The sequence below is a fragment of the Paracoccus sulfuroxidans genome (assembly GCF_007830335.1).
GTDB lineage: Bacteria > Pseudomonadota > Alphaproteobacteria > Rhodobacterales > Rhodobacteraceae > Paracoccus > Paracoccus sulfuroxidans.
Map to the genome: position 1 here is coordinate 32796 of NZ_VLKU01000010.1, position 26135 is coordinate 58930.

Sequence of the window (26135 nt, forward strand, 5' to 3'; positions counted from 1 at the left end):
ATCCGACTATTATTGTCAGTTAAATTTCACCGCATGTGAACTCGACCGGGAAGATGCTCATGTCCGATGCAGCAGCAAGGCCTGAGGCCACCAAGGCCAAGACGCGCAAGAAGGGCGGGATGGCCCGTTTGTGGCTGTTGCTGCACGGCTGGCTGGCGCTGCCGATCTGGGCCTATGTCTTCTTCATCTGCGTGACCGGCACGATTGCCACCATCACGCATGAGATCCAGTGGCTCTCGAACCCCGAGATCCGCGCGACCCGCCCGGCGGGCGTCGAGGAACGGCTTGGCGCGGATGCGTTGGCGGCTGCGGTGATGGAACAGCAGCCGGGGGCGCGGCTGCAAAGCATCTCCTGGCCGGTCGAGCGTCACTTCGCGACCAATGTGCGCGTGACCGATCAGAACGGCGAAAGCCGCAGCCTTTACGTCAATCCCTATGATGGCAAGGTGCAGGGCGAGCAGCCGACGGTCGATCTGCGCTATTTCACCCGTGCGCTGCATGGCTGGCTGTTTGCGCCCTGGACCAGCGGCTATTCTTGGGGCTGGTATGCGGTGACGATCCTTGGCATCCCGATGCTGGGATCGCTGATCACCGGCATCCTCGTATACAAGAAATTCTGGCGCGCCTATTTCAAGCCGCGCCTGCGCATCGGCAAAGGTGCGCGCACCTTCTGGGGCGATTTCCACCGCTTGGCCGGGATCTGGTCCATCCCCTTCATCTTCATCATCGGCCTTAGCGCGACCTGGTTTCTGGTCGAGGCGATCCTGTCGGACAGCGGCGTCACGCTGTCGACGGCGGGCATTCCGACCGTGCTGGAGCGCAATGTCATCCCCGAGGTTTCGCTGCAAAGCGACCTGCCCCCGCTCAGCCTTGATGCGACGATTGCCGCCGCGCAGGCCGCCCATCCGGGGCTGCGGGTCGACAGCATCTTCCTGCCCTCGAACGCCTTCTCTCCGGTTGATCTCTTCGGCCGCGCCTCGATCCCGCTGTTTTCCGAAAGCGCCTCGGTCAACCCCTACAGCGGCGAGGTCGTGAAAGTGCGCGGCATGGGCGATCAGACCGTGGTCGAACTGGTCACCGGCTCGATGTATCCGCTTCATTTCGGCGATTTCATGGGCGTCTGGCTGAAGGTGATCTATTTCCTCTTCGGCCTGCTTCTGTCGATGATGGTGCTGTCGGGCATGCTGATCTGGACCAAGCGCACCACCAAGGAAACCAAGGCCTTCGTGCAGGAACGCCGCGCCCCGCAGCTGGAGCCGGGGGAATGAGCGCGGGCGTCGCGCGCGGCAATGCGCAGACCCGCATCGGGCGCTGGTGGCAGGACTGGCGCTTCCACCTTAGCGCGGTTGCGGTGATCGTGCCGATCCTCTGCTTCCCGCCCTTCTACACTCTGGCCATGCAGGCCAGCGGCAAGGCGGGCCTTGGCGCGCGCGAGGCCAGCGAGCTTCAGGTCGGCCCCTTCCCCCTGAAGATCGCCGAGTTCAACACCGATGCGCCCATCGGCCAGGGCGTCGCGGGCGACCGCAAGGTCTTCAGCCTCGCGCTGTGCAAAGGCTGCGAAGACCGCATCCGCGCCGTCTATCTGCGCGTCGGCAAGCCACGCTCGATCCGGGCGGCGGGGGCGCTCTTCAACGGCCCGCCCTCGCGCATGACGACCGACGTGCAACTGCCGGGCAGCATCAGCGTCAACGACGGGTTGTGGGTCACGGTCGAGGAATGGGACGGCACCGTCCACAAGGGCGACATCGCCATCGAAACCGCATCGCCCGCCACCGCCCAGTGGCTGCGCCGGAAAGAGGGAAGCCAGAAATGATCCGCAACCTGCTGACCGCGACCGCCCTGTTGGCGGCGACCGCCCTGCCCGCTTTCGCGCATTACCCCTTCTGCACCTGCACCGCCAAGGATGGCGCGATCACCTGCGAGGGCGGTTTCTCTGACGGAACCAGCGCCGAGGGCGTGAAGCTGGACGTGATTTCCTATGACGAGGACGTGCTGGTCCCGGCCAAGTTCGACGCCACCTCGAAGATCAGCTTCCCGAAGCCGGATGGCGAATTTTACATCCTCTTTGACGCAGGCCCCGGCCATATCGTCGAGGTCGATTATCAGGACGTCGAGGGGCTGGCCCCTTGAGTTCTGCCACCCGCATCATCGTCCCGCCCGCATCCGGGCGGCGGGAAAGCCTTGCCGTCCTGCTGCTGGTCACGGCCATTCTGATCCTGTCCTCGGGCGTCGTGCTGCTGCATCGCGACCGCAGCGAGACCTTGGCGCTGTCCGAATGGCAGGTCGATCTGCGCAGCGGCTTGAACGCCGCCGAACAGGGGCTGACGGCCGATCTGCTGAACGCCGTCCCCGAGATGCCGCACCTGCCCGACACCTCGCCCGAGGCGCTGGCGGACGAAGGCCTGCCCCCCTTCGTGGCCGACGTCACCGCGCAGGCGCGCGGTCAGCATTCATGGCAGCGCCTGCAACCCGGCATGGCACAAGCATGGCTCGGCCTGCCCGCCCTGCCCGAGATCGCGCGGCCCATCCTGCTGCGCGTGGCGGGTGACACGCCCACCATCTGGATCACGGATCAGGCAAACCCCGGCACCGGCGATCTGACCGACGCCGCCCTGATCGCGGCAGGTTGGAAACAGGTCGCGACACGCTTCGACGCCAGCGTGACGCGGGAGGACAGGCATTGAAGATCACTCGACGCAGCCTTCTGGCCGCAAGCCTCGCGCTGCCCTTCGCGCGCTCTGCACATGCGGCAGACCCCATCCGCATCGGCGTGACCCTGCACCCCTATTATTCCTGGGTCGCGAATGTCGCGGGCGATGCTGGTGCCCCGGTGCCGCTGGTCCCGGTGGGCTTCAACCCCCATGCCTATGAGCCCCGCGCCGAGGATATCCGCCGCATCGGCGCGCTGGACGCGGTGGTGCTAAACGGCATCGGCCATGACGATTTCGCCGACCGCATGATCACCGCCTCGGCCCGCCCCGATGTCCCGGTGATCGAGGCCAATCGCAACGTCCCCCTGCTGCCCGCCGTCGGCGCCATGGCGCGCGGCCTTGGCAATACAGTCGAGGGGCGCGTGGTGAACTCGCATACTTTCATCTCGATTGCCGGGGCGATTTCGCAGGTCCAGACCATCGCGGCGGATCTGGGTGCACTTTACCCCGACCGCGCGCAGGTCTTCGCCGACAACGCCCGCGCCTATAACCGCCGCCTGCGCAAGCTGCGCGCAGATGCCTTGGCGCAGGTGGTCGAAGCGCCCTCGCCCGACTTCAAGGTCGCGACGATCCATGGAGCCTATGACTACCTGCTGCGCGAATTCGGGCTTGAGGTCAGCGCGGTGGTCGAGCCCGCTCACGGGATTGAGCCCTCGCCCTCGCAACTCGCGCAGACGATCCGGAAGATCCGGGGCATGAATGTCGGGGTTATCTTCTCGGAATCGAACTTCCCCTCGGCCTATGTCGAGACCATCGAGCGCGAGACCGGCGTGACCATGTACCCCCTGTCGCACATCATCCACGGCGAATACACGCCCGAGAAATTCGAGGTCGAGATGGCGCAGAACCTCGCCACCATCGTCCGCGCCATCCGCGAAGGGGCCAAGGCATGAGCGGCCCCGCCATCCGCACGCAGGACCTGTCGCTGACCCTTGGCCGGACCGAGGTGCTGGAGGGCATCACCCTGACCGTCGCCCCCGGCAGCATCCACGCGATTGTCGGGCCGAATGGCGGCGGCAAATCCTCGCTGATCCGCTGCCTGCTGGGTCAGATGCCGTTTCGCGGCACGGTCGAACTGGACTGGCCCGGCGCGCCGGGGCGGTTGGCCTATGTGCCGCAGGCGCTGCAATTCGACGCGGGCCTGCCGATGACGGTGCTGGATTTCCTGAACGCGCTCGACAGTCGCCGCCCGGCCTTCCTGCGTCCGCGCGCCGCAACGCGCGCCCATCTGCTGCGCCAGCTGGAGATCGTCGGCATGGCGGGCAAGGCCGACCGCCGCATGGGCGCACTCTCGGGAGGCGAGCGTCAGCGCGTTCTGATGGCACAGGCGCTGGACCCGGCGCCCGACCTTCTGATCCTTGACGAGCCCATGGCCGCGCTGGACGAAGCCGGGGCTGCGCTCTTCGAGACGATCCTGACCGACCTGCGCGCCAAGGGCGTGACGATCCTCTGGATCGAGCACGACCTTGATGCCGTGCGCCGCATCGCCGATCATGTGACCGCCCTGAACCGTCGCGTGCGTTTCGACGGCGCGCCCTCACACGGCCTGACGCCCGATCGGGTGCTGGACCTGTTCTCGCATCGGGGGATCGCCGCATGACGTTCGAGGCATTTCGCCAATGGGTGCAATCGCTGGCCGAAACCGGCTGGCTGCCCTCGGCGCTTGGCTGGGGCTTTGCGGTCAACGCGCTGCTGGCGGGGCTGATCGTCGGGCCGATGCTCGGCAGTCTTGGCACGCTGGTCGTCGTGCGCCGCCATGCCTTCTTCGCCGAGGCCGTGGGTCACGCCGCCCTGACCGGCGTCGCCATCGGCATCCTCGCAGGTGAGCCCTATACCGGCCCCTATGGCGCGCTCTTCGGCTATTGCCTGCTCTTCGCGATCGGCCTCGAATATCTGCGCGGCCGCACCGGGCTGTCGGCGGATACGCTGATCGGCGTGTTCTTGTCGACGTCGCTGGCGCTTGGTGCCTCGGTCCTTCTGATCCTCGCGGGCCGGATCAACGTGCATATTCTTGAAAACGTGCTCTTTGGCTCGATCCTGACGGTCAACGGCACCGACCTTGCGGTGCTGGCGGTGGTCGCCGTCGTCGTGACCGCGCTGACCGGCTGGCTTTACAACCGCTTCATGCTGGCGAGCTTCCATCCGGCGCTGGCGCTGGTCCGGGGCGTGCCCGTCCGAACGCTCGACTACCTCTTCGTCATGCTGGTGACCGTCGTCACCGTCGCCTCGCTGAAGATCGTGGGGGCGGTTCTGGTCGGTGCGCTGCTGGTCATCCCGGCCGCTGCCGCGCGGACAGTCGCGCGTTCGCTGCGCGGGTTCTGGTGGCTGTCGGTCGGCATCGCGACCTTCTCGACGCTGGCCGGAATCCTGCTGCCGATGCAATACGACCTGCCGGTGCCCTCGGGCGCGGCGATCATCCTTGTTGCCGGAAGCTGCTTCCTGATCTGCACCGCCCTGCGCGCGCTGGTCCCCGCCCTGAAAGGAGACGCCGCATGAAATGGCTTCCCGCCCTTCTGCTTCTCCTGGCCCCCGCCGCCCATGCCGAGACCATCCTGACCGCCCATCCCGCAGCCGAGGCCTTGGCGCGCCGCCTGACCGAAGGCACCGCCATCGAGATCGTCGCGGTCCAGCCCGACAAACTGCCCGCCTCGCGTCTGGCCTCCTTCCTCGCGGGCCGAGGTCGTGCGGGGCTTGAGGACGCCGCAAAAGATGCCGATGCCGTCCTCACCTTCCGTTCGTTCTGGCCGGACGATCCGCTCTATCCCGCCGCCCGCCGCGCCAATATCCGCATCGTCGAGATCGACGCGGCCCAACCCCTGGATGAACGCATGCCCGGCATGGCGGTCATGGAGACACCCAGTTCCGACACCGCACTTTACGCCGAACTCGGGCTGGAGCCGATGCCGCCCGAGGGCGAGGAAACCGCCCCCTGGCTCGCCCCCTCGCGCCTTGGCGAAATGGCCGAGGTGACCGCAGGCGACCTCTCGCGTCTGGCCCCCACCGAAGCCGAGAAGATCGCCGCGAACCTGTCCGGCCTCAAGCGCGATCTGCTGGCGATCAAGGCGGATGCCGACACCACGCTCGCCGCGCGCGAGAGTGTCGACGTGGTCGCGCTATCGCCGCAATTCGGATATCTCGCCGCCGATCTGGGCCTCGACCTGCGCGCCCGCATCATCGCCGCCCCGAACGAATGGACGCCCGAGCGCGCCGCGAAGCTGACCGACTGGCTGAAGGCGGAGGGCATCCAGACCGTCCTTACGGCCCGAGAACTGCCCGAGCCGTTGGGTGAGAGGCTGGAGAATGAGGGGATTGAGGCGGTACAGCTTTCGATCTCCAACGCCGGCAACCCTGTTGAGCTGATCAAGAACAATATGGATCTGTTCAAGCGCTGAACGCGGCAGTGTTCAGCGAGGCTGCGAGCTGATCGTTTTTCTCAGGTCGCCGCACAGTGATAGGCTGTCAGGCGCGCCTGCCCGCAATCGTAGTCCGTGCAATCCGCCGCCATCTCTCGAGTTTTCATCCGCGCCCGCAAAGCCTGATCAACAGGTTCTCCCGCATCGGCCCGGATGGTCTTTCAACTTTTCGAACGTCCCAAACTTCGAAATCCGAGCGCGCGCCATTTCGCTCCCGCTCGCGACAATCATCATTTCTCACTCAGCCATTGTTTTTGCGCAGCAATCCAAGCACAGTTCCGGCGTCCCAACACTCGGACCCAACCGCATGAGCAATACCCCCATCGCCTCTGAAGGCTGGCGCATCGGCGTGCTGTTTTCGCGCAGCGGCCTCAGTGCGCTGACAGAATGCGAACACCTGCGCGGCACCACACTGGCCATCGAAGAGATCAACCAGGCCGGAGGCGTGCGCGGCCTTCCCCTTGTTCCGGTCACGCGGGATCCGCAATCCAGCCCCACGATCTATCGCCAGATGGCGCGGCAGCTGATCGTCGATGAAGGCGTCACGACCATCTTCGGTTGCTCGCATTCGGCCTCGCGCAAGGCGGTGCTGCCGCTGGTCGAGCGGCATGATGCGTTGCTCTTCTACCCCTCGGTTTACGAAGGGTTTGAATATTCGGAAAATGTTATCTATGCGGGGCCGACGCTGAACCAATGCGCCTTCCCGCTGGCCGATTTCCTGATCCGCCGCTATGGCAAGCGCATCGGCTTTGTCGGCGCGGATTACATCTTCCCGCGCGAGTCGAACCGGGCGATGCGCGACATTCTGGAAAGCAAAGGGGCGACGATCACGGGCGAGGTTTACGCGCCGCTCGACGCATCGACGGCCGAGGTCGCGGGGCTGATCGGCCATATCCGCGATTGGCAGGCCGATGCGATCTTCAGCACGGTGATCGGCGGCCCGGCGCGCCAGCTTTACCGGATGTATGCCGAGGCGGGCTTTGAGACCGAACAGCGCCCCATCGCCAGCCTGACCATGGCGGAAACCGAGATCGCCGAGATCGGGACCGAATACTGCCGTGGCCATGTGCTATCGGCCAGCTATTTCCAAAGCCTGCCCTCCGACCAGAACCAGCGTTTCGTTGCGGCCTACAAGGCCCGCTTCGGCGCTGAGGCGACGACAAGCGTCTGGTCGCAGACCGCCTATCTGCAGGTCTATCTTCTCGCTCATGCGCTTGAACGCGCGGGCAGTCTTGAGCCGTCGGCGCTGGCCCCGCACCTGCTGGGCCAAAGCATGCCTGCACCCGAAGGCACCGTCACCGTCGATCAGGAAAACCGGCATCTGTGGCTGACGCCGCGCATCGGCACCATGCGTGCGGACGGGCAATTCGATGTCGCGTGGCAGGCCAGCGGCTCGGTGCGACCTGACCCCTATCTGGCGACCGCCCGTTTTGATGAGGTCTGGGTTTGACCGGCGCGCAGGCTGATCGCAACCGACGCCCCGGCGCGCGCCGCATCCTGGACGACCTGCGTCAGGCCCGGGTTCTGGTCCTGCATCCGCAGGATGAGGACGGGGCCATCTTGACCGAACATCTGAAACGTTTGGGCTGCGCGGTGACCGCCCTTTGGCCCCTGCCCGCTGTGCTGCCGCCTGAAACCGACACGATCTTCGTTCAGGTCGACGACCTGCCCGGAGAGGCGCTGTCGGCGCTGCTTCAGGACCGGACGCCCGCCATCATCGCCATCATGACCTATGAAACGCCCACCGCGCTGCAGGCCATCACCGATCTGAACGCGCATGGCGTGATCTCAAAGCCGCTGCGCCCCTTCGGCATTCTCGCGCAATTCGTGCTGGCGCGCTATCGTCGCGGATATGAGGGGCGGCTGGCCGGAAAGATCCAGAAGCTTGAAGAGACGATGAAAAGCCGTCGTCTGGTCGATCGCGCCGTGAAGCTGATGGCCGAGCTGCGCGGCATTTCCGACGATGAGGCTTACCGCCTGCTGCGCGATCAGGCGACGGCGCAGCGCACCTCGCTGACCTCGATTGCCGAAGGGCTGCTCGCGGCCGAGGCCACGTTGCGCGGCATAGGCCTGACGACCACCGGAAAATAGCGCCACTCGCGCCCTCCCCAAAGCGGGTATCAGCCGCGTAAAATTTTTCGTTGACTTTTAAACGAGCCTTGGCAGAGTTGTATTCGAGCAAGGTTGCTCGCTCGGCAGGATTGCCGACATGAAATAAAGGCTGGGTAGCCCATGGTGTGCGGATCTTTCCGCAACCGTGGGCTTTTTTCATTTCTGGAGGGCGCTTTGACGCAAAAGGTCCAAGAGAAGCAAACGGTTGCGGTCGCTTGCCTACAATTCGAACCTCAATTCGGCCAGGTGGAGGCCAATCTGGCCGAAATTGACCGGCTGGTGCGCGACGCCGCAGCGAAGGGGGCGAAAATCCTTGTCCTGCCTGAACTCGCCGACACCGGCTATGTGTTCGAAAGCGCCGAAGAACTGCGCGAACTGGCCGCCCCCATCCCCGAGGGCCGCCCGTCGCAGGTGCTGATGGCGCTGGCGGCAGAACTCGGCGTCTATATCGCTGCGGGGCTTTGCGAAAAGGCGGGGGATACCTTCTACAACGCGGCGATCTTCTGCGGGCCCGAGGGGTATCTCGGCACCTTCCGCAAGCTGCATCTCTGGAACAAGGAAAAACTGTTCTTCCGGTCCGGGGATCTGGGCATGCCGGTCTTCGACACGGCTTATGGCAAGGTCGGCGTCGCGATCTGTTATGACGGCTGGTTTCCCGAAACCTTCCGGGGGCTGGTTGCGGGCGGTGCCGAACTGATCTGCGTCCCGACCAATTGGGTGCCGATCCCGGACCAACCCGCCGGAGGTGAGCCGATGGCCAATATCCTTCACAAAGCCGCCGCCCATTCGAATGGCGTCGCCATTGCCTGCGCTGATCGCGTGGGCGTCGAACGCGGTCAGCTTTTTCTGGGATGCAGCCTGATTGTTGGGCCGCGCGGCTGGCCTTTGGCCGGTCCGGCATCCCCCACCAACCCCGAGATTCTGATCGCCGATGTCCTCTTCGGCGATCTGGAAAACCAGAGACGCGTCAGCGAACGCAATAACGTCTGGGAAGACCGTCGGACCGATCTTTACACCTGATCGCCCGCGCTGAACCAACTGATCCAACAGGGAAATAAACAAATGAAACAGATGAAATCCATGCGCTTCGGCCTGCTTCTTGCCTCGGCACTCGCCACCACTCCCGCCTTTGCCCAAGGGGACGCGACCCCGATCACCATCGGCGTGCCGGTGGGCCTTTCGGGCGCAAACAGCGTCGTCGCGCCCGCTGTGGTTCAGGCCACAGAACTCGCCGTCGACCAGATCAATGCGGCGGGCGGCATCTTGGGTCGCCCGGTCAAGATCGCCGTCGCGGATGATGCCTCGGGCGCTGCGGGCGCGCAAACGGCCTATAATACGCTGGTTTTTCAGGACGATGTTGACGTGGTGATCACGATGGAAACATCGGCTGCGCGGAACGCCGGTATTCCCATCGTGGAAGAGGGCGAGAAGCCCTTTATCTATTCGTCCTTCTACGAAGGCCGGTCCTGTTCGCCCAATATGTTCGTCAATGGCTGGGTGCCTGAACAGCAGGTGCCGCCGGTCGTCGAAAAGCTGTTGGCGGATGGGGCGAAGAACTTCTTCCTGATCGGTTCGGACTATGCCTTCGGGCGCGGCATGCTGGAATTCTCGCGCAAGTATATCGAGGAGAAAGGCGGCAAGATCGTTGGTGAGGAATATCTGCCGATGGACGGTTCGGACTGGACCGCGATCCTGTCGAACCTGCGCAGTGCGGGCGCCGATGCCGTCATCACCTCGACCGCGGGGGGCACGCCGAACGTGACGCTGACGAAACAGCTTCGCGCCTCCGGCATCTCGATTCCCTATGCGAACCTTGCCGTCGATGAAGGCACCGCCAAGGCGATGGGCGCGGATGCGGCGGGCATCCTGATTTCAGCCTCCTACCTCACGGCCATCGACACCCCGGAGAACAAGGATTTCATGGCCGCACTTCAGAAGAAATTCGGGGCCGAGATGCGGACGCCGAATGATCTGTCGACGCCGCAATACGAGGCCGTCTATCTCTACAAGGCCGCCGTCGAAAAGGCCGGGTCGACCAAGACCGAAGACGTTCTGGCCGCCCTCCCCCAAGTCTCGTTCAAAGGGCCGCGCGGCGAAGTTTCGATGTCGAAACAGCATCACGCGCCCCTGACGATGTATCTGGGCGAGGTGCAGGCCGATGGGTCGGTCAAGGTTGTCGCCGACTTCCCGAATGTCGATCCGGGTGAGCAGTGTCCTGATCTCTGATCCATCCCGAAGCCGCGACCGCACCCCGCAGTCGCGGCCTGCCCGTCCATCACCGAGGGAACCCCATGGCCCTTCTGCTTGACATCGCGACGACCGCCGCACTGCTTTTCATCGTCTCTGCCGGTCTCTTCGTCATCTTCGGCGTGCTGAAGATCATCAATTTCGCCCATGCCGCATGGCTGACCATCGGCGCCTATACCACCGTCGTCGCAACCAAGATGGGGCTCAGCCCCTGGCTGTCTTTGCCGCTTGCCGTGCTGGTCGGCGGCCTTTTGGGCGCGGTTACCGAAATCGCCATCGTGCGCCCGCTTTACCGTCGGTCGCTGGACGCGATCCTTGCCACCTGGGGTCTTGGCGTCGTGATTGTGCAGGTCATCACCCTGACCTTCGGGCGCGACATGCAGATGCCGCCTGCGCTGATCACCGGAACCGTGGACGTGTTGGGCCTGCCTTATTCCAGCTACCGGCTGTTCCTGCTGGTCGCGGCGGTCATCATGGCGCTGGCCTTCGTTCTTGTGCTGGAACGCACGCGCCTTGGCCTGAACGCGCAGGCCGTCATCATGAACGAAACACTGGCCCGCGCCTTGGGCATCAACACCTCGCGGGTGCGGCTGGTCACCTTCATGCTCGGTTCGGCGATCGCGGCGCTGGCGGGGGTTCTGCTGACCCCTCTGTCCAGCGTCGATCCGACGATGGGCATTTCCTGGCTGATCGGAGCTTTCATGCTGGTCATGGTGTCGGGCACCTCGGTCACGGCGCTGGCCCTTGCCTGCTTGTGCTTCGGGGCCGCGCAGGTGCTGGTTTCGACATGGATCAGCCCCATCCTTGGCAGCGTGACCGTCGCCGTCCTGTGCGCCGTCATGCTGCGGCTTCATCCGAAAGGTTTCGCCCGTGGCTGATCGCGTGCATTCTTCCCCCAAACGCGGCCGCCTGTTGACCCGCCACGGGACCGGGCTCGCGCTGCTCGGTCTTTTGACCCTAGCGCTGGTGCTGCTCGGGCCGCTGTTTCTCGACCGCTTCACGCAGAACGTCCTGACCCGCTCGATGATCTACGCGATGATGGCGATCACTGTGGACTTGCTTTGGGGCTATACCGGCATTCTGACCTTCGGGCAGTCGGCCTTTTTCGGAGCCGGAGCCTATGCGACCGCCCTGATCTTGACCCATGTGGGCGGCGGCGCGCAGAACTTTGCGCTGGCGCTGGTCCTGTCGGTGATCCTGCCAATGGCTTTGGCCGCGCTGGTGGGTTGGCTGTCCTTCTATCACAAATCGACGCCGCTTTACGCCTCGGTCATTTCGCTGGTCGTGCCCATCGTGCTGTCGCAGGCGATCTTTGCGGGGGGCAGCTTTACCGGCTCGTCCAGCGGGCTGGTCGGCTATCCGGTGATGAAGCTCGGCGCGGCGAATTATTTTCGTCTGGCGGGCGTCGCGCTGATCCTGTTTGCCGGATTGGCGTGGATCATCGTGCGGTCCGACGCCGGGCGGGTGCTGATCGCCATTCGCGACAACCCGCTCCGCGCTGCTTATCTGGGCATCCGCACGCAAAGGGTGCAGATCATCCTGATGACCGTGCTCGGCGGTGTCGCCGGGCTCTGCGGCTTCCTTTACGCCAATGCCGGGCGCATCGTCGCGCCTGAGATCGCGGGCTTCGGCTTCGGCACGCAGATGATCGTCTGGACCGCTTTGGGCGGCAGAGCCTCGATCTTCGGGCCCGCCCTTGGCGCCATCGGCATCGACTATCTTGGCGCGCAGCTTTCGGGCAGCATGCCCTATGTCTGGCAGCTGATCATCGGCGTCCTCTTCGTGGTGATGATCCTGTTCATGCCGCGCGGGCTGGCCGGGCTTCTGCCCCGCCGCCAACGCACCGCAGCCGCACCGACACTGGCCACCCTGCCCGACCGACCGCAGGAAAGCAGCAAGGATGCCCTGCTATCGGTCACCGGGTTGCGCAAGGCCTACGGCAATTTCGTCGTGCTGGACGGGATCGAGCTGGAGGTCAGGCCGGGTGAGCTGATCTCGGTCGTCGGGCCGAACGGCGCGGGCAAGACGACCTTCCTGCGTTGCCTTTCGGACGGAACCGAGACCATTCAGGGCACCATCACTCTGGCCGGACAGAACATCGCCGGTCGCCCGCCCGAAGACGTCGTGGCCCTTGGCATTGGCCGCAAGTTTCAGGTCGCGAGCGTCTTCGAAAGCATGACCGTCGCCGAATGCCTGCGCCTTGCGCGGGCGACGCATGAACGCCCGACCCTGTGGAACCGCGCGTCCGGCATCCATCTGCCATCGGCGGCACTCGACATCCTTGCGCTGACCGGGCTCGACAAGAAGCTGGCCGAGCCGGTCAGCGGCCTCTCGCACGGGATGCGGCAGAGCCTCGAACTGGCCATGGTCGTCGCCATGCTGCCCCGGCTGATCCTGCTGGATGAACCGACCGCAGGCCTGACCAAGGCCGAACGGACCCTGATCGGTGAGGTCTTGAAGCGCCTGACGCAAGAGCTTGGCTATGCCGCGATCCTGATCGAACATGACCTTGATTTCGTGAAGGAAATCTCTCAACGGATCGTCGTTCTGCATCAAGGGCGGCTGGTCATGGATGGACCTGTCGAAGAGGTCGTGAACTCCGAGCTTGTACGCTCGATCTATTCGGGGATGGCCCATGACTGACGACCGGCTGGTGATCGAGGCCCTGACCTCGGGCTATGGTGAGACCGATATCCTGCAAGGCGCGACGCTGACCCTGCGACGCGGCGAAATCCTTGCGCTGATGGGGCGCAACGGCATGGGCAAGACCACGCTTCTGAAAACGGTGATGGGCTTGATCCCCACGCGTGGCGGGCGTGTCTCGCTGGACGGCGTGCCGATCAACGGCAAGCCCCCCGCCTGGCTTCTGGCGCAGGGGGTGGGTTATGCGCCGCAGGAATTGCCGCTCTTTCAAGACCTTTCGATCCGCGACAACCTGCGACTTGCCCTGCGCGGTGACCGCGATCTCGCCACGGCGCTGAAGATTGTCGAGCGGAACTTCCCCTTCCTGCTGGAACGGCTGGATCAACTGGCGGGCACCCTGTCCGGGGGCGAACAAAAGATGCTGATCCTGTCGCGCGCGCTGATGACCGAACCCGATATTCTTCTCATCGACGAAATCTCCGAGGGCATCCAGCCGAGCGTGGTTCAGCGCATCGAAACCGCCTTGAAGGCCGAGCGTGAACAGCGTGGGGTCAGCATTCTGGTGGTCGAACAGAACCTCGGCTTCGCTTTGGGCGTCGCGGATCGTTGGGCGGTCATGAAGCTTGGACAGATCGTCGATGAGGGGGCTTGTGACGCCGCATCCCGAGAGACGGTGTTGAAGCATCTGAGCATCTGAGGGCGCGGACCCACCGGGATCGTCGAGCCCTACCCACCTGCTGGGGAGGCCCCGCGGCAGTTGACCAACTGGATCGACAGTGTCGATCTCGATGGCCTCCGTGACACCAAAGCTTGCCCTCACGACCAGAGGTGCTGACGCAATTATTCAGCCAGGGCGAAATGCCCGGGACTGGAAGGGGCACGACACCAGCCCGCAAACGCGTCATGGCCAAAAGGCTCGGACCGCATCTCGCCCCGAATAGCGCAACAAGTCCGCCAAAATGATGGGGCCAGGCCGACCCCGGCATTTGTCTAAATGACCTAAGGTTCTTGTTTGCGAAACAGGCCCGCTTGGCATATCGGATTCCTGACAAGGCGCCCAATTGTCGAAGCGCACATCAAGCCAGTTCCAATCGAGTGAAAACGCCAAGATGTCCCTTACTCTTGACTATGATGCCACGAACAAGGTCGCGCATTTTTCACAGACGATCTCGCCGAACCCGGGCGTAGCGAACAGCGGGTTGACGGTTGGGTCAGGTCAGTTCTCGATCATCGGCCTCGCGGATCCGATCACCTATACAATCACTTTCGATCCGCAAAACCCCGGGTTGGTCATCGACAATCCACTGCTTTCGCTGACCAGGAACGCGGACGGCAGCTATACGATCTCTGGAAGCACGCCGCTGTCGGTCACCGAAAATGGTCACAATGTCAGCGTCGGGGCGGTCGCCCCCACGGGGCTGTATCCGGAACTTCGTAACCTGGTGGGCGTGGCCCGAGATGGAAGCCCGCATTCGGTTGAAAGCTGGCTCATGCCGGGGAACAGCGTGTCAACAATCTCGGGCTTTCGACCGGGCAGCACCGTCACCGAATACGACAGCGCCGGGAATCAAATCACCGCCTACGTGGTGAGAGCAAATGGCGCTCTTGTCATCTCGCGCAGCAATCCAGCAAGCACGTTCTCCGAGGGGGCCGATTTCATCGTGGACGGAATCCCCTGCTTCACGCGCGGCACGATGATGGAAACTGCGCATGGCCCGCTTGCCATCGAGCTTCTGAAGGCGGGCGATCTGGTCTACACCCGTGACAATGGCCTGCAGCCGATCCGCTGGATCGGTCGTCGTCTTCTGGATCACCGGGATCTGAGCCATAACGCCCATCTGCGCCCGATCCGCATCAAGACCGATGCTTTGGGTCAGGGCCTGCCGTCGCAGGATCTTCTGGTCTCGCCCCAGCATCGGATCCTGCTCCGCTCAGAGATCGCGCGTCAGATGTTCGGAGCGGACGAGGTTCTGATTGCGGCAAAGCAATTGCTGGCGCTCGATGGTTTCGAATGGGCGGCAGATCTGGTCGAGGTCGAATATGTCCACCTTCTCTTCGACCGGCATGAAATCGTGATCGCGAACGGAGCCGAGACGGAATCGCTCTATACCGGTCCGCAGGCACTGAAGTCGCTTGGCACGGCGGCGCGCGACGAAATCTTCGCGATCTTCCCGGAACTCGCGGCCGAAACGCAGCTTCCCGCTTCGGCGCGGACCATCCTGACGGGTCGGCAATCGAAAGAGCTGGCAGAGGTGCTTTGCCGGTCCTGAACCCGAGGCGTTGGCGAGGCGATTAGGGTTGAGTTCAGACTTCACGAAGGGGGCCTGGCTTGCCCCATTCCTAAGTTCATAGGATGAACTGCTTTTCCACCAAACCACGGCTATCGCTGCGGGCATACGCGACGCCGCTGAACAGATAGCTTCAAGGCTCAAACAACAGCGGCCGCGTCGTACTGGCGCGGCCGCTTGAAACTGCCAGGTTTCGGCATAAAAATCGGACCGCCGGGTCAGGACAGGCTGTTCCGCAGATCGAGGACAGGCCTCGTCACATCCCCATCACACTCGGCAGCCACAGCACCGTCGCCGGAACGAAGGTGATCAGCAGCAGGATCGCCAGCATGATCCCCAGCAGCGGAATGCTCTCCTTCAGGATCGCGCCCATCGGTTCTTTGGCGATGGCCTGTGTGATCAGAAGGTTCAGCCCCATCGGCGGGTGGATCAGGCCGATCATCAGGTTGACGACGACGATCAGGCCGAAATGCACCGGGTCGATGCCAAGCGCCAGCGCCGAGGGCAGCACGATCGGCACGATGATGATCGTCGCGGGGGTGGAGTCCAGAAAGGCACCGGCCAGAAGCAGGATCACGTTGATCAGCAGCAGGAAGACCACCGGCGAAAGATGCGCCTCCTGGATCCAGCGAGAGAGGTCCTTCGGCACGCCATGGACCACCATCAGATAGGCCACGAAGGACGAGGTCGCGACCACCAGCATGATATTGGCGGTCTGCATCCCGGCATCCAGCAAGATCGCGGGCAGCTTGGTCCAGCGGAACTCGCGATGGATGATCCAGCCGACGAAAAGCGCATAGACGACAAGGACAGCGCCGATCTCGGTGATGGTGAAGAAGCCGCCGCGCGCGCCGATCAGCAGCAGGACCGGCATGGACATCGCCCAGACCGCGCCCTTGAACTTGCGCCAGATCTCGGAGCCCGTCGAGCGGCCGCGCCGGGGCAGACCCTTCTTCACGGCGTAAAGGTTGACGTAGAAGATCAGCGCGAAGGCCACCATCAGCGCGGGCAGATAGCCCCCGACGAACAGCTTCATGATCGAGACATCGGCGATAACGCCATAGATCACCAGCGGGATCGAGGGCGGCAGGATCGGCCCCAGCAGGGCGGCCGTCGCGGTCAGGGCGGCGGCGAAAGCGCCGCTATAGCCCTCTTTCTTCATTTCGGGGATCATCAGCGCGCCGGTGGCCGAGGCATCCGCGACCGACGAGCCCGAAATCCCGGCGAGGAAGATATTCGTGCCGACGTTGACGGTCCCCGAACTGCCACGCAGCCGCCCCATGAGCGAGCCCAGAAGGTCGACGATGCGCGTGGTGATGCCGCCCGAATTCATGATCGCGGCGGCCAGGATGAAGAAGGGCACGGCCAGAAGCGGAAAGGAATCGATCCCGTTCACCATCTTCTGCGCCAGCACGAAGCCGGGCGTGCCCCAAATCAGGATGATCGCGACCGAGGCGATGCCAAGCGCAATCGCAATCGGCACGGCCAGAAACATCAGCGCAAATAGAACGACCGCAAGTGTCAGAAGCATCAGCATGGGTCAGTCTCCGGCTTTGGCTGAGAGGGCATCCGGGCGGGCGAACAGGCCCGTGGTCACCAGCCGCTCAATCACGAAGAACAGACCCGAGGCGGCAAAGAACGGCAGCGCCAGATAAACCCAGCGATAGGGAATGCCGGTGGCGGGCGCATGCTTGATCGCCACGACGTCCAGAAGCTTGCCGGAGTAGGCGATCAGCGCGACAAGAAAGGCAGCGGTGCACAGATCGGCAAAGACCTTCAGCGCACGTTTCCCGCCCCTGCCCGCCTGCGCCGAAAAGAAGTCGATGGCGATCAGTTCGCCCCGGCTGATCAGCCAGGCCGCGCCCGAAAAGACCAGCCAGATGAACAGAAAGCGCGCGATCTCGGCCAGTTCCGGGGTCGCTGTGCCGGTCACATAACGGGTGACGACCTGATAAAAGACCAGCACGACGATGAAAAACAGCGCGCAGATGACGATTGCGGCCAGAAGGCCACGCAAGGCGCTGCCGATAAGGGTCAGGGCTTTGGACAAGGGGGTTCTCCGGCGGAAAGAGATGCGCCCCTGCAAGGCAGGGGCGCGTTTGGGGGGTCACTCGACGGCGCGAACCTTGTCGATGATCGGCTGCAGCGCCGGATCGTAGGAGGCCGTGGCCGCCTTGGCGATGAAGGGCGCAAGATCCGGGCGGGTGATGGTCACACCATCCGCCTCAAGCTCGGCCAGTAGCTTCGCCTGGCTTTCGGCGGTATAGCCGCGATACCAGTCCGCGCTGTCGGTGGCGGCGGCCTCGATGGCGGTGCGATCAGCCTCGTCCAGAGCGTTGAACCAATCGGCATTGCACATGAAGCCCATGGTTTCGGCCATGTGATTGGTCAGGGCGAGGTTCTTCACCACCTCATAGAAGCGCTTGTCCTTGATCGCGGTCAGCGGCTGCTCAACCCCGTCGACGACATGGCTTTGCAGCGCGGCATAGACCTCTTCAAAGGCGACGGTCGCGGGGTTGGCCCCAAGCGCGCGGATCGATTCGATATAGGCGGGAATGCCCGGCGCGCGGATTTTCAGCCCCTCAAGATCCTCAACCTTGTTCACCGGCACATTGGTCAGCGTGTCGCGGAAGCCGTGGAACGCGGGGCCGATGACGCGGAAACCGGCCTCATTGGCAATGGAATCGAGGATTTCCTGCCCGACCGGACCGCGCCAGATGCGGAAGAAATGGTCCTCGTCGCGGTAGATGTAGGCCACGCCTTCGATATTGGCGGCCGGATGGAACGAGCCCAGCACGCCCACGCTTTCATACATGCATTCCAGCACGCCGCCCTTCACCTGCTCGACCATCTCGTCGACGGTGCCCAGATGCGAATTCGGGAAAAGCTCGACCGCGATCTTGTCGCCCGCGCGCTCTTTCAGCTTTTCGGCAAAGACCTCCATCGCCTTGGTGTCGGGGCTGGCATCCGAGCCCGCGCCGCCAATGCGCATGGTCACCTCTGCCTGTGCCGCACCGGCGGCAAGAAGGGCAAGAAGCGATGCTGTCAGTATTTTTTTCATTTCTGCATCTCCTGTTGGTTGGTGGGTCGTTTTTCTTAAGGCATGGGCCGCCTATTCGGCGGCCAGCATCCGCGGCTCTTGTCCAAGAACAGTCAGAACCTCGTCAAGGGCGCCCGTCAGTGTGTCGATCTCGGCCTCCGAGATGATGAAGGGCGGGCTGATCTGGATATGGTCGCCGCCCTTGCCATAATTCGCGCCCGGCACGCCCGCGCCGACGATCACGCCACGCTCGCGCATCATCGCGACCAGACGGCTGGTGATCTGCTGGTCGGGGGCGAAGGGCGCGCGGCTGTGACGGTCGGCGACGAATTCCAGGCCTGCGTAGAGCCCGCGCCCGCGCAGATCGCCGATCATTTCATGGCGCTGCTGAAGCGCGCCCAGTCGTTCGTGCAGATAGGCGCCGATCTCGGCCGGGCGGCGGAACAGATCTTCGCGCTGCATGATCTCGAAGACCTTCTGGCCGACGAAACAGGACATGGCATGGCCGCTATAGGTGAAGCCGTGCACGAAGCGGCGACGGCCCTCGCGGAAGAACCCGGCGATCTTTTCTGAGACGATCACCGCGCCCAAGGGCGCATAGCCCGAGCCGATGGCCTTGCCGCAGGTGATCATGTCGGGGGTGACGCCCCAATCCTCGATGGCGAAGGGCCGCCCGACCCGGCCATAGCCCATCAGCACCTCGTCGCAGATGAACAGGATGCCGTAGCGGTCGCAGATCTCGCGCACGCGGCGGTAATACTCCGGCCCCGGCGTCACGCCCGAGGCGGTGGTTCCGACGATGGTTTCGGCGAAGAAGCAGGAAATCGTTTCCGGCCCTTCCAGCAGGATCGTGCGCTCCAGTTCCTCGATGCAATGATCGGTGCAATCGCCGTCCGGCCCGCAGATCGCGCAGCGGTAGCTATAGGGCGGCGAGACATGGACCACCGGCAGCATATAGGGGTCATAGGGCGCGCGCCACGAGGTCCGACCGGAGAGCGACAGCGTCGCAATCGTCACGCCGTGATAGCTCTGCCAGCGGGCCAGCATCTTGTGGCGCGTGGGCTCGCCACGCTCGACATGATACTGGCGGGCCAGCTTCAACGCGGTCTCATTGGCCTCGGACCCGCCCGAGACGAAATAGACCGCCGACATGCCTTCGGGCGCGACCGAAAGCACGGATTTCGACAGCTCTTCCTGCCAGGGATGGGTGAAAGAGGCGGTATAAACATAGGACACTTTGCTGCCCTGCCCCGCCAAGGCCTCATAGATCTCGGTCCGGCCATGACCGATGCCGATCACCCCCGCGCTGCCCATTCCGTCCAGATAGCGCTGGCCGTCGGCGGTATGGATCCAGACCCCTTCGGCATGATCCACCAGCGGCGTCCTTGCCGCGAAATCTCTGGAAAACACGCCGCTCATTTTCGTCCTCTTGGGTCGTCTGTTGTTCTTTTCTCGATTAATGATTATCAATAATAAATGCAACGGGTCCTTTCTGTTCGTTTTGAGGCCCGACTTCGCAAGAAAATTTATCCCGGTGACAAGTGACAGCCTGTCCGGCTGGCCTTAATCAGACGCCGGAGCAGCAAGAGGAATGCCGATGCCGTCCGATGAGGGCTTCAGCCTGACCCGCCCCAGCCTTGAGGCGGAAGCCGCAGCCACCTTGCAGGATGCGATCCTGACCGGCGTGTTCAAACCGGGTGAGCGGCTGGTGGAAATGGAACTGGCCGAGCGCTTCGGCGTCTCGCAGGGCACAATCCGGGGGGCGCTGAAATATCTGCAGGCGGACGGGCTGGTCGAGCATCGGCCACGGCGCGGCAATTTCGTCATCTCGGTGACCGAGGAGGACGTCAGCGACATCTCGATCCTGCGCGACACGTTGGAATCGCTGGGCGCCGAGCTTGCAGCGCAGCGCATCGACGATGAGGGCAAGGCGCGGCTTTCAGGCGTGATGGAGCAGATGCGGCAGGCCGCCACCGCCCGCCAGCGCCGCAAGCTGCTGGAGCTTGATCTGCTGTTTCACCGCACGGTCATTGCCCTGTCGGGAAGCCGTCGCCTGCAGGATCTTTACCGGCGGCTGGAGGGCCCGGCGCTTCTGTTCCTGCGCATGGCGGATGATTTCTACGAAGAGCCGCAGGCCATCATCGACCTGCACGAACCCCTGCTGGCCGCGATCTGTTCAGGCGATGCCCTGCGCGCGCATGAGATCGCGCGCCGTCATACCGTGCCCGATGCCGATCGCATCACCGGGAAGGGTCGCGGCTGACGCCCTGCCCTACAGCGGCCAGGTTTCGTGCATCAAGGACCTCTGCGCCTGCGGACCCGAGCGGTCCTCGACATCCGGCCCCATCGACAGGCTGCGCTGGCTTTTGGAAATAGCGATCAGCCAGCTGCGCAACTCACCCGCGAAAGGTTTCGAAAGGGCTGAGCGGTCCCAGGCAAGGAAATAGGGCTGCGACAGCTGCATGCGCAGATCGAAGGGGCTGACCAGACGCCCGGTCTCAAGGTCATCCTCGACCATTGAGATCTGCGCAAGGACGAAGCCGCGCCCGTTGATCGCGGCATCAATCGCAAGGCTCGACAGCGAAAACGCCATCTCGCCGCGATGCGGCCGGGGCTCGGCGCCGATGTGGCGTGCCCAGTCCGACCAGGTTGGCGCGGCGCGGTGATTGCGGTCCCACTCGATTCCCAGAAGCGAATGGTCCAGAATCTCGTTGGGCGTGGCGACCGGGTGATCGCGCAGGAAATCGGGCGAGCAGACCGGCACCACCCAATCGGTGAACAGCTCGACGAAATGGTCGTATTTGCGGATATGGTCGCCGTAGGAGATGCGGAAGTCATAGCCCTCGACCCGCTCCATCGGCTCGGCCCCCTTTCCGACCAGCCGGACGTTGGCGTCGCGATGCGACATCTGCCAATCGGCCAGTCGCGGTGCCAGCCACTTGCCCGCCAGCGAAGGCAGGCAGCTGATGACGATGCCGCCACCGCTTTTCAGCCGGTCCAGCTTTTGCTGCGCCTGCCGCAGCTGCTCGAAGGCCGGGCGGATCTCGGCGTGATAGATGCGCCCCCAGCTGGTCAGCAACAGCGCGTTTCCGCGCCGCTCGGTCAGGCGCAGGCTCAGCGCCTCTTCGGCCTTGCGCAGCTGCTGGCTGACCGCGCCGGGGGTCACGCCCAACTCATCCGCCGCCTCGGCCACGCTGCCAAGCCGTCCGAAGGCATCAAAGGCTTCCAGCGCTTTCAAAGGGGGTCGCTTGCTCATGTCCTGCTCTCCCTCAGGATGCGCGCAGTTTAGCAAAGCTAAATCGCAAAGCAATTCTAATCGCTCGTGTCGCGAACCGCACCGGCGCTACGCTGACCCGGCAAGGACAGCCCTTGCGATCCAATAAATGCATCGGAGAATACGGAATGGTGGATGTCAGAAATGTACGCGGCGGCGACGGGCTTGTCGGGATCAGCGACGAAGTGGATGAGATCCTTGATTCCGTCGTGGAATCCACGCGGCAGGCCACCGAAGCCTTTTTTGCCACCTATGATGAGAACCCTGACCCCAAGGTTCTGGCCGCATGGCTGGCCCCCCGCGCCTGGCGCGAGATCGACTATGTCTTCCTGCTGAACGAACAGATCCGCCGCTATGGCTTTGGCTTTTCGCGCACGCATATCACACTGCTGGCCAAGCAATCCTTCCAGGAAGCCGAGCATTACGAGGCGGTCGGCAAGGCGATTGAATCGCTTGGCGGCACGGTGCCGACCTCGGTTCCGGCCGAAGCCAAACCCTGGAGCGATTTTCTGTGGGACTGCCTTGAGCGTCATCCTCTGGCCGCGATCGCTGCGTGGAACGTCTCGGAAACCTCGGCCTCGGGCAGTTTCGAGCCGACCTTCCGCGCAGGCGAGCGGCACAAGTTCGATGAGGTCGTGCGGGTCTACAAGCAGATCGAGATCGACGAGAAATTCCACGTCGGCCTCGGACGGCAGATCCTGTCGAGCTATGCAAAAACGGACGAGGACCGGGCGGAAATTCTGCGCGCCATGCGCGGCATGCGCGACATCGCGTGGAAGACCTTCACGCCGGAATCCGTCCGGCAGGCCCAGATCGCCTGAGCCACGCATTGCCCCGGCACCGGAGAACAGGTCCGAAGCCGGGGCCATCACCCCAGCAGCAGGTGAGCATATGGAAGACATCATCAATCATTTTGGCATCGGCACGGCGCGGGACAGTGGCATGATCGAAGTTGTCGTTCGCGACATCACCCTGGTGGCCGAAGGCGTCGCGGCCCTGACGCTTCAGGACCCGACCGGCCTGCCGCTGCCCCTCTGGACGCCCGGCGCGCATATCGATGTGACCCTGCCCGGCGGGCTGGTCCGTCAATACTCACTTTGCGGAAAGCCCGAGGATCAGGCGAGCTGGCGCATCGCTGTCCTGCGCCAGCCCGAGGGACGCGGAGGGTCTGAGCAGGTGCATCAACTGGCTGCAGGGGATCGCCTGACCGTTTCGGCCCCGCGCAACAATTTCGCGCTGGTCGACGCTGGGCGATACCTGTTCATCGCGGGGGGCATCGGGATCACGCCGATCCTGCCGATGCTGCACCAGGTCGCCGCCTCGGGGAAGCCATGGACCTTGCTCTATGGCGGCCGCACCCGCGCCTCGATGGCCTATCTGGATGAGATTGCGTTGCTGGACCCGGACGCGGCGCAGATCGTGCCGCAGGATGAATTCGGCCTGCTGGACCTGCCCCGATATCTGGACGCACCCTGCAACCAGACCGCGATCTATTGCTGCGGCCCTGCCCCGTTGATCGACGCGGTCGAGGCGAAATGCCAGCACTGGCCCAAGGGCGCGCTGCATCGCGAACGCTTCGAGGCGCGCGAGAAGCCCGCCCTTCCCGAGGGCGCGTTCGAGGTCGAACTCGCGCGCTCGGGTCAGCGGTTGGTGGTGCCACCCCATACCAGCCTTTTGCAGGTGCTGGAGGAGGCCGGGCACAAGATCACCAACTCCTGCCGGGCCGGCATCTGCGGGACCTGTCTGGTCAAGGTGCTGGCAGGAACGCCCCAGCACAATGACGACGTGCTGTCGGATGCCGAGCGTGAGGCCGGGCAATCCATGCTGGTCTGCGTTTCTCGCGCGCAGTCCGGGCGGCTTGTCCTTGATATCTGACGGGGGGCCGAGCCGGAGATCATGGCCTCGGAGAAACGGGCGTGGCCGCGCCCCGACCGAAGGGCCTGCGCCCCTCTGACGGTCCGGATATCGCGGTGCCCGTCCACGCGCGCCGCGGTATCCGGATAAAGACCCATGGACCTGCAATTCAGGGCTGCGAGAGCCATCAGGCAATCACCTTGAACGAGATCGACCTCATCGATACCAGCGGAGAAAAAACGCCACGCAGCCAGCACAGCCCCAGCCAAAGGTCAGCCACCAATACGCCGCATCGTTCCTGCCGGGCCTGAGAGCCCGCCGGAACACCGGGGGCAAGCAGCGCAGGAAAAGCACTGCCGCCCCGACACACACAGGGAGGAACTGTCATGTCAAAATCCGGGGAAGTCACCCGGACCAGGGTTGCCATCGCAAGTCTGGTCGGGACGACGATCGAGTTTTATGATTTCTACATCTACGGAATTGCCGCTGCTCTGGTCTTCAAGACCATCTTCTTTCCCACGCTGGACCCCGTCACGGGCACCATCGCATCCTTCGCGACCTTCGCCGTGGGCTTCGTGTCACGACCGCTGGGTGCTGTGGTCTTCGGGCATTTCGGGGACCGGATCGGGCGCAAGGCGATGCTGGTGGCCTCGCTTTTGACCATGGGGGTGGCGACGGTCCTGATCGGGCTTCTGCCGACCTACGACTCCATCGGCTTGATGGCCCCCGTTGCCCTTTGCGCGCTGCGCTTTGCCCAGGGCTTCGGCCTTGGCGGCGAATGGGGCGGCGCGGCGCTTCTGGCGACGGAATATGCGCCCAAGGGCAAGCGCGGCCTTTATGGCGCCCTGCCGCAGCTGGGCAGCGCGCCGGGCTTTCTGCTGTCGAACGGGATCTTCCTCTTGCTGACCATCACGCTCAGCGATCAGCAGTTCTTCTCATGGGGGTGGCGCATTCCCTTCCTGCTTAGCAGCGTGCTGATCATGTTCGGGCTGTATATCCGCCTGACGATTGCAGAAACGCCTGTTTTCCAGAAGGTCCTGAACCAGGAAAAACAGTCAAAATCACCGATGATCGACGTGATGCGGACGCAGGCGCTGCAGGTTGTCCTGGGAGGGATGGCCACGGCGATCACCTATGTGCTGTTCTTCACCACCGGCACCTTCGGGCTGAGCTACGGCGTCGATGTGCTGGGCTATGACCGCTCGACCATGCTGGCGCTGACCATGTTCGCGGTGTTGGCGATGGGTGCCTCGACGCTTTACTGCGGCATGCTGAGCGATCGTTTCGGCCGGTCGCAGGTCATCATCACATCGGCTCTGGTCGCTGCGGTCTGGTCGCTGTTCTTCTTCCAGATGCTCGACACCCGCAACACGCTGATCATCGCATTGGCCATGTCGGGGACGCTGGCCATCATGGGTGGCATCTTCGGCCCGATGGGTGCCTACCTGCCCGAGCTGTTCAAGCCCAATGTCCGCTACACCGGCGCAGCGCTGTCCTATAGCCTCGGCGGCATCTTCGGCGGCGCGCTGGCCCCCATCGTCGCGACCGAGCTGAAGGCCAGTTATGGCGCCCATGCCATCGGTTGGTACATGGCTGGCATGGCCTTGCTGAGCGTCTGCTCGGTCCTGATCCTGCGCGGACGGATGCCCGCCTCCTTCGATGAGAGTGGCCACGATCCCCTACCCTCGTCGTCCTTCCTGCCGGAGGCCGACGAGCCGGTGAAGACCGCCACGATCTCACGCTGATCCGGCGATCTGTGAAAGCAGAGCTGCATCTTGGGGAGGTTCTCCAAGGTGCAGCTTTTCGGTTGAGGCTGGGGGAGCACGGGTTCGACAAAAAAGAGCCAAGCCCGTCATCTGCAATGGTTTGGCTGCGGACGTCTGTGATGTCCCGTCTGCGATCAGCAGCAAGCACGGCGGACAGGTAATCGCGCCGTGCTTGGAGTCGTCATCCATTAATGGTTTATAACATGCTCATGAAAGCGGGGGCTACTTGGACTTCGAGATATTGCCGCTCTCATCGTAGAGCAGGCCTTCGGAAATTACCTGACCGCCAGCCCGCTGGAATTCCATATTTCCGCCGAACGCGACAGCGCCGCCCTGACAAGTCGCGGTAAAAGCGGTCAGCCCGTCGCTCGTTTTTTCAGAGTAACCTGCAAGTTTCTTTCCCTTGCAATTGGACGCCAGAAGATCGCGCACTTCAGCGGTCTTGAATCCTGCGGGATTGTAAGTGCCGCTCAGCCCACTCGTAGAAATGTCCGCCTTAAAATAATTGGGGTTCGATCGGGCGAGATCGGAACTGGAGGCACAAGCGCCGAGCGTCAGGGTTGCGACTGAAAAAGCGATTGCTACGCGGATGCGTGCCGACGCGCTGGAGGACGGCATGTAATTCATCATTCTGGAAATTCCGATAAGGTGGGCGTGAGGCCCCAATAGAGATGAGAAGAAGGCTCCGTTCAAGCGCTCTCTTCACCCTAGGTTCGATAGATATTTACGTGCCAGACGAATAACAGCTTCGCCCCACAAGCGGACGTTCACTATCTGGCGCAGCAAG

26 protein-coding genes and 1 pseudogene are annotated in these 26135 nt (G+C 63.5%); 21 read left to right on the forward strand and 6 right to left on the reverse strand.

Annotated elements, in window-relative coordinates:
- Positions 1–59: 59 nt before the first annotated feature.
- The 17 genes and pseudogenes from IQ24_RS15325 to IQ24_RS15400 all read left to right on the forward strand — a co-directional run bounded on the left by IQ24_RS15325 (position 60) and on the right by IQ24_RS15400 (position 15396).
- Positions 60–1268 carry a PepSY-associated TM helix domain-containing protein gene (locus IQ24_RS15325; protein ID WP_242008229.1) on the forward strand — a complete coding sequence of 403 codons (1209 nt, stop codon included), beginning with the start codon at positions 60–62 and terminating at the stop codon, positions 1266–1268.
- Entirely contained in the window at positions 1265–1813 is a 549-nt protein-coding gene (locus IQ24_RS15330) for a thiamine pyrophosphate-binding protein (RefSeq protein ID WP_145399165.1), read from the forward strand. The genes IQ24_RS15325 and IQ24_RS15330 overlap by 4 nt, the downstream gene beginning before the upstream one ends.
- On the forward strand, positions 1810–2130 hold the full coding sequence (locus IQ24_RS15335) for a hypothetical protein (RefSeq protein ID WP_145399166.1): 321 nt from the start codon (positions 1810–1812) through the stop codon (positions 2128–2130). The genes IQ24_RS15330 and IQ24_RS15335 overlap by 4 nt, the downstream gene beginning before the upstream one ends.
- Positions 2127–2684: a DUF6162 family protein gene (locus tag IQ24_RS15340; protein WP_145399167.1), complete on the forward strand. Its 558-nt coding sequence runs from the start codon at positions 2127–2129 to the stop codon at positions 2682–2684. Before IQ24_RS15335 ends, IQ24_RS15340 begins: the two co-directional genes overlap by 4 nt.
- Entirely contained in the window at positions 2681–3604 is a 924-nt protein-coding gene (locus IQ24_RS15345) for a metal ABC transporter solute-binding protein, Zn/Mn family (protein ID WP_145399168.1), read from the forward strand. Before IQ24_RS15340 ends, IQ24_RS15345 begins: the two co-directional genes overlap by 4 nt.
- Positions 3601–4311 (forward strand): metal ABC transporter ATP-binding protein, encoded by a 711-nt coding sequence (locus IQ24_RS15350; protein ID WP_145399169.1) that lies wholly within the window; start codon positions 3601–3603, stop codon positions 4309–4311. The genes IQ24_RS15345 and IQ24_RS15350 overlap by 4 nt, the downstream gene beginning before the upstream one ends.
- Positions 4308–5207, forward strand: a complete 900-nt coding sequence (locus IQ24_RS15355) for a metal ABC transporter permease (protein ID WP_145399170.1) — start codon at positions 4308–4310, stop codon at positions 5205–5207. The genes IQ24_RS15350 and IQ24_RS15355 overlap by 4 nt, the downstream gene beginning before the upstream one ends.
- On the forward strand, positions 5204–6103 hold the full coding sequence (locus IQ24_RS15360; protein WP_145399171.1) for a metal ABC transporter solute-binding protein, Zn/Mn family: 900 nt from the start codon (positions 5204–5206) through the stop codon (positions 6101–6103). The genes IQ24_RS15355 and IQ24_RS15360 overlap by 4 nt, the downstream gene beginning before the upstream one ends.
- Before the next feature lie 328 nt (positions 6104–6431).
- Positions 6432–7574 carry a transporter substrate-binding domain-containing protein gene (locus IQ24_RS15365; protein ID WP_199756599.1) on the forward strand — a complete coding sequence of 381 codons (1143 nt, stop codon included), beginning with the start codon at positions 6432–6434 and terminating at the stop codon, positions 7572–7574.
- Positions 7571–8215, forward strand: a complete 645-nt coding sequence (locus tag IQ24_RS15370; protein ID WP_145399172.1) for an ANTAR domain-containing response regulator — start codon at positions 7571–7573, stop codon at positions 8213–8215. The genes IQ24_RS15365 and IQ24_RS15370 overlap by 4 nt, the downstream gene beginning before the upstream one ends.
- A gap of 141 nt (positions 8216–8356) precedes the next feature.
- Complete coding sequence (locus tag IQ24_RS15375; protein ID WP_242008231.1) at positions 8357–9256, forward strand: nitrilase family protein; 900 nt, start codon at positions 8357–8359, stop codon at positions 9254–9256.
- A gap of 42 nt (positions 9257–9298) precedes the next feature.
- Entirely contained in the window at positions 9299–10462 is a 1164-nt protein-coding gene (locus IQ24_RS15380) for a substrate-binding protein (protein ID WP_145399174.1), read from the forward strand.
- Positions 10463–10527: 65 nt separating this feature from the next.
- Positions 10528–11361, forward strand: coding sequence for a branched-chain amino acid ABC transporter permease (locus IQ24_RS15385; protein WP_145399175.1), 834 nt, complete (start codon positions 10528–10530; stop codon positions 11359–11361).
- Complete coding sequence (locus tag IQ24_RS15390; protein WP_199756600.1) at positions 11354–13126, forward strand: branched-chain amino acid ABC transporter ATP-binding protein/permease; 1773 nt, start codon at positions 11354–11356, stop codon at positions 13124–13126. The genes IQ24_RS15385 and IQ24_RS15390 overlap by 8 nt, the downstream gene beginning before the upstream one ends.
- Positions 13119–13823 (forward strand): ABC transporter ATP-binding protein, encoded by a 705-nt coding sequence (locus IQ24_RS15395; RefSeq protein ID WP_145399177.1) that lies wholly within the window; start codon positions 13119–13121, stop codon positions 13821–13823. The genes IQ24_RS15390 and IQ24_RS15395 overlap by 8 nt, the downstream gene beginning before the upstream one ends.
- A gap of 72 nt (positions 13824–13895) precedes the next feature.
- A pseudogene (locus IQ24_RS20440) lies at positions 13896–14031 on the forward strand (IS5/IS1182 family transposase); the annotation flags it as partial.
- Positions 14032–14235: 204 nt separating this feature from the next.
- Positions 14236–15396 (forward strand): Hint domain-containing protein, encoded by a 1161-nt coding sequence (locus IQ24_RS15400; protein WP_242008232.1) that lies wholly within the window; start codon positions 14236–14238, stop codon positions 15394–15396.
- A gap of 274 nt (positions 15397–15670) precedes the next feature.
- On the opposite strand, the gene IQ24_RS15405 is transcribed toward IQ24_RS15400, so the two are convergent.
- From IQ24_RS15405 to IQ24_RS15420, 4 genes are read right to left on the reverse strand one after another with little or no spacing between them, the layout of a single operon-like run.
- Positions 15671–16951 carry a TRAP transporter large permease gene (locus IQ24_RS15405; RefSeq protein WP_145399178.1) on the reverse strand — a complete coding sequence of 427 codons (1281 nt, stop codon included), beginning with the start codon at positions 16949–16951 and terminating at the stop codon, positions 15671–15673.
- 3 nt (positions 16952–16954) lie between these two features.
- Positions 16955–17464 (reverse strand): TRAP transporter small permease, encoded by a 510-nt coding sequence (locus tag IQ24_RS15410; RefSeq protein ID WP_158637539.1) that lies wholly within the window; start codon positions 17462–17464, stop codon positions 16955–16957.
- Between the two features lie 57 nt (positions 17465–17521).
- Positions 17522–18475: a TRAP transporter substrate-binding protein gene (locus tag IQ24_RS15415; RefSeq protein WP_145399180.1), complete on the reverse strand. Its 954-nt coding sequence runs from the start codon at positions 18473–18475 to the stop codon at positions 17522–17524.
- Positions 18476–18526: 51 nt separating this feature from the next.
- A complete protein-coding gene (locus IQ24_RS15420; protein ID WP_158637540.1) occupies positions 18527–19828 on the reverse strand; it encodes an aminotransferase family protein in 1302 nt (433 codons plus the stop codon).
- A gap of 223 nt (positions 19829–20051) precedes the next feature.
- Between IQ24_RS15420 and IQ24_RS15425 the strand changes: the two genes are divergently transcribed.
- Positions 20052–20717 (forward strand): GntR family transcriptional regulator, encoded by a 666-nt coding sequence (locus IQ24_RS15425; RefSeq protein ID WP_158637541.1) that lies wholly within the window; start codon positions 20052–20054, stop codon positions 20715–20717.
- Positions 20718–20726: 9 nt separating this feature from the next.
- Here IQ24_RS15425 and IQ24_RS15430 read toward each other — a convergent pair whose 3' ends face one another.
- On the reverse strand, positions 20727–21710 hold the full coding sequence (locus IQ24_RS15430) for a LysR substrate-binding domain-containing protein (protein ID WP_199756601.1): 984 nt from the start codon (positions 21708–21710) through the stop codon (positions 20727–20729).
- A gap of 146 nt (positions 21711–21856) precedes the next feature.
- Here IQ24_RS15430 and IQ24_RS15435 point away from each other — a divergent pair, with 146 nt between their 5' ends.
- From IQ24_RS15435 to IQ24_RS15445, 3 genes are all read left to right on the forward strand, one after another.
- Positions 21857–22549 (forward strand): hypothetical protein, encoded by a 693-nt coding sequence (locus IQ24_RS15435; protein ID WP_145399183.1) that lies wholly within the window; start codon positions 21857–21859, stop codon positions 22547–22549.
- 70 nt (positions 22550–22619) lie between these two features.
- The gene (locus IQ24_RS15440; RefSeq protein ID WP_199756602.1) at positions 22620–23603 is read left to right on the forward strand and encodes a PDR/VanB family oxidoreductase; all 984 of its coding nucleotides are present in this window, start codon (positions 22620–22622) and stop codon (positions 23601–23603) included.
- Between the two features lie 365 nt (positions 23604–23968).
- Positions 23969–25327 carry an MFS transporter gene (locus IQ24_RS15445; RefSeq protein ID WP_145399184.1) on the forward strand — a complete coding sequence of 453 codons (1359 nt, stop codon included), beginning with the start codon at positions 23969–23971 and terminating at the stop codon, positions 25325–25327.
- A gap of 243 nt (positions 25328–25570) precedes the next feature.
- Here IQ24_RS15445 and IQ24_RS15450 read toward each other — a convergent pair whose 3' ends face one another.
- Positions 25571–25978 carry a hypothetical protein gene (locus IQ24_RS15450; RefSeq protein ID WP_145399185.1) on the reverse strand — a complete coding sequence of 136 codons (408 nt, stop codon included), beginning with the start codon at positions 25976–25978 and terminating at the stop codon, positions 25571–25573.
- Between the last annotated feature and the right edge of the window lie 157 nt (positions 25979–26135).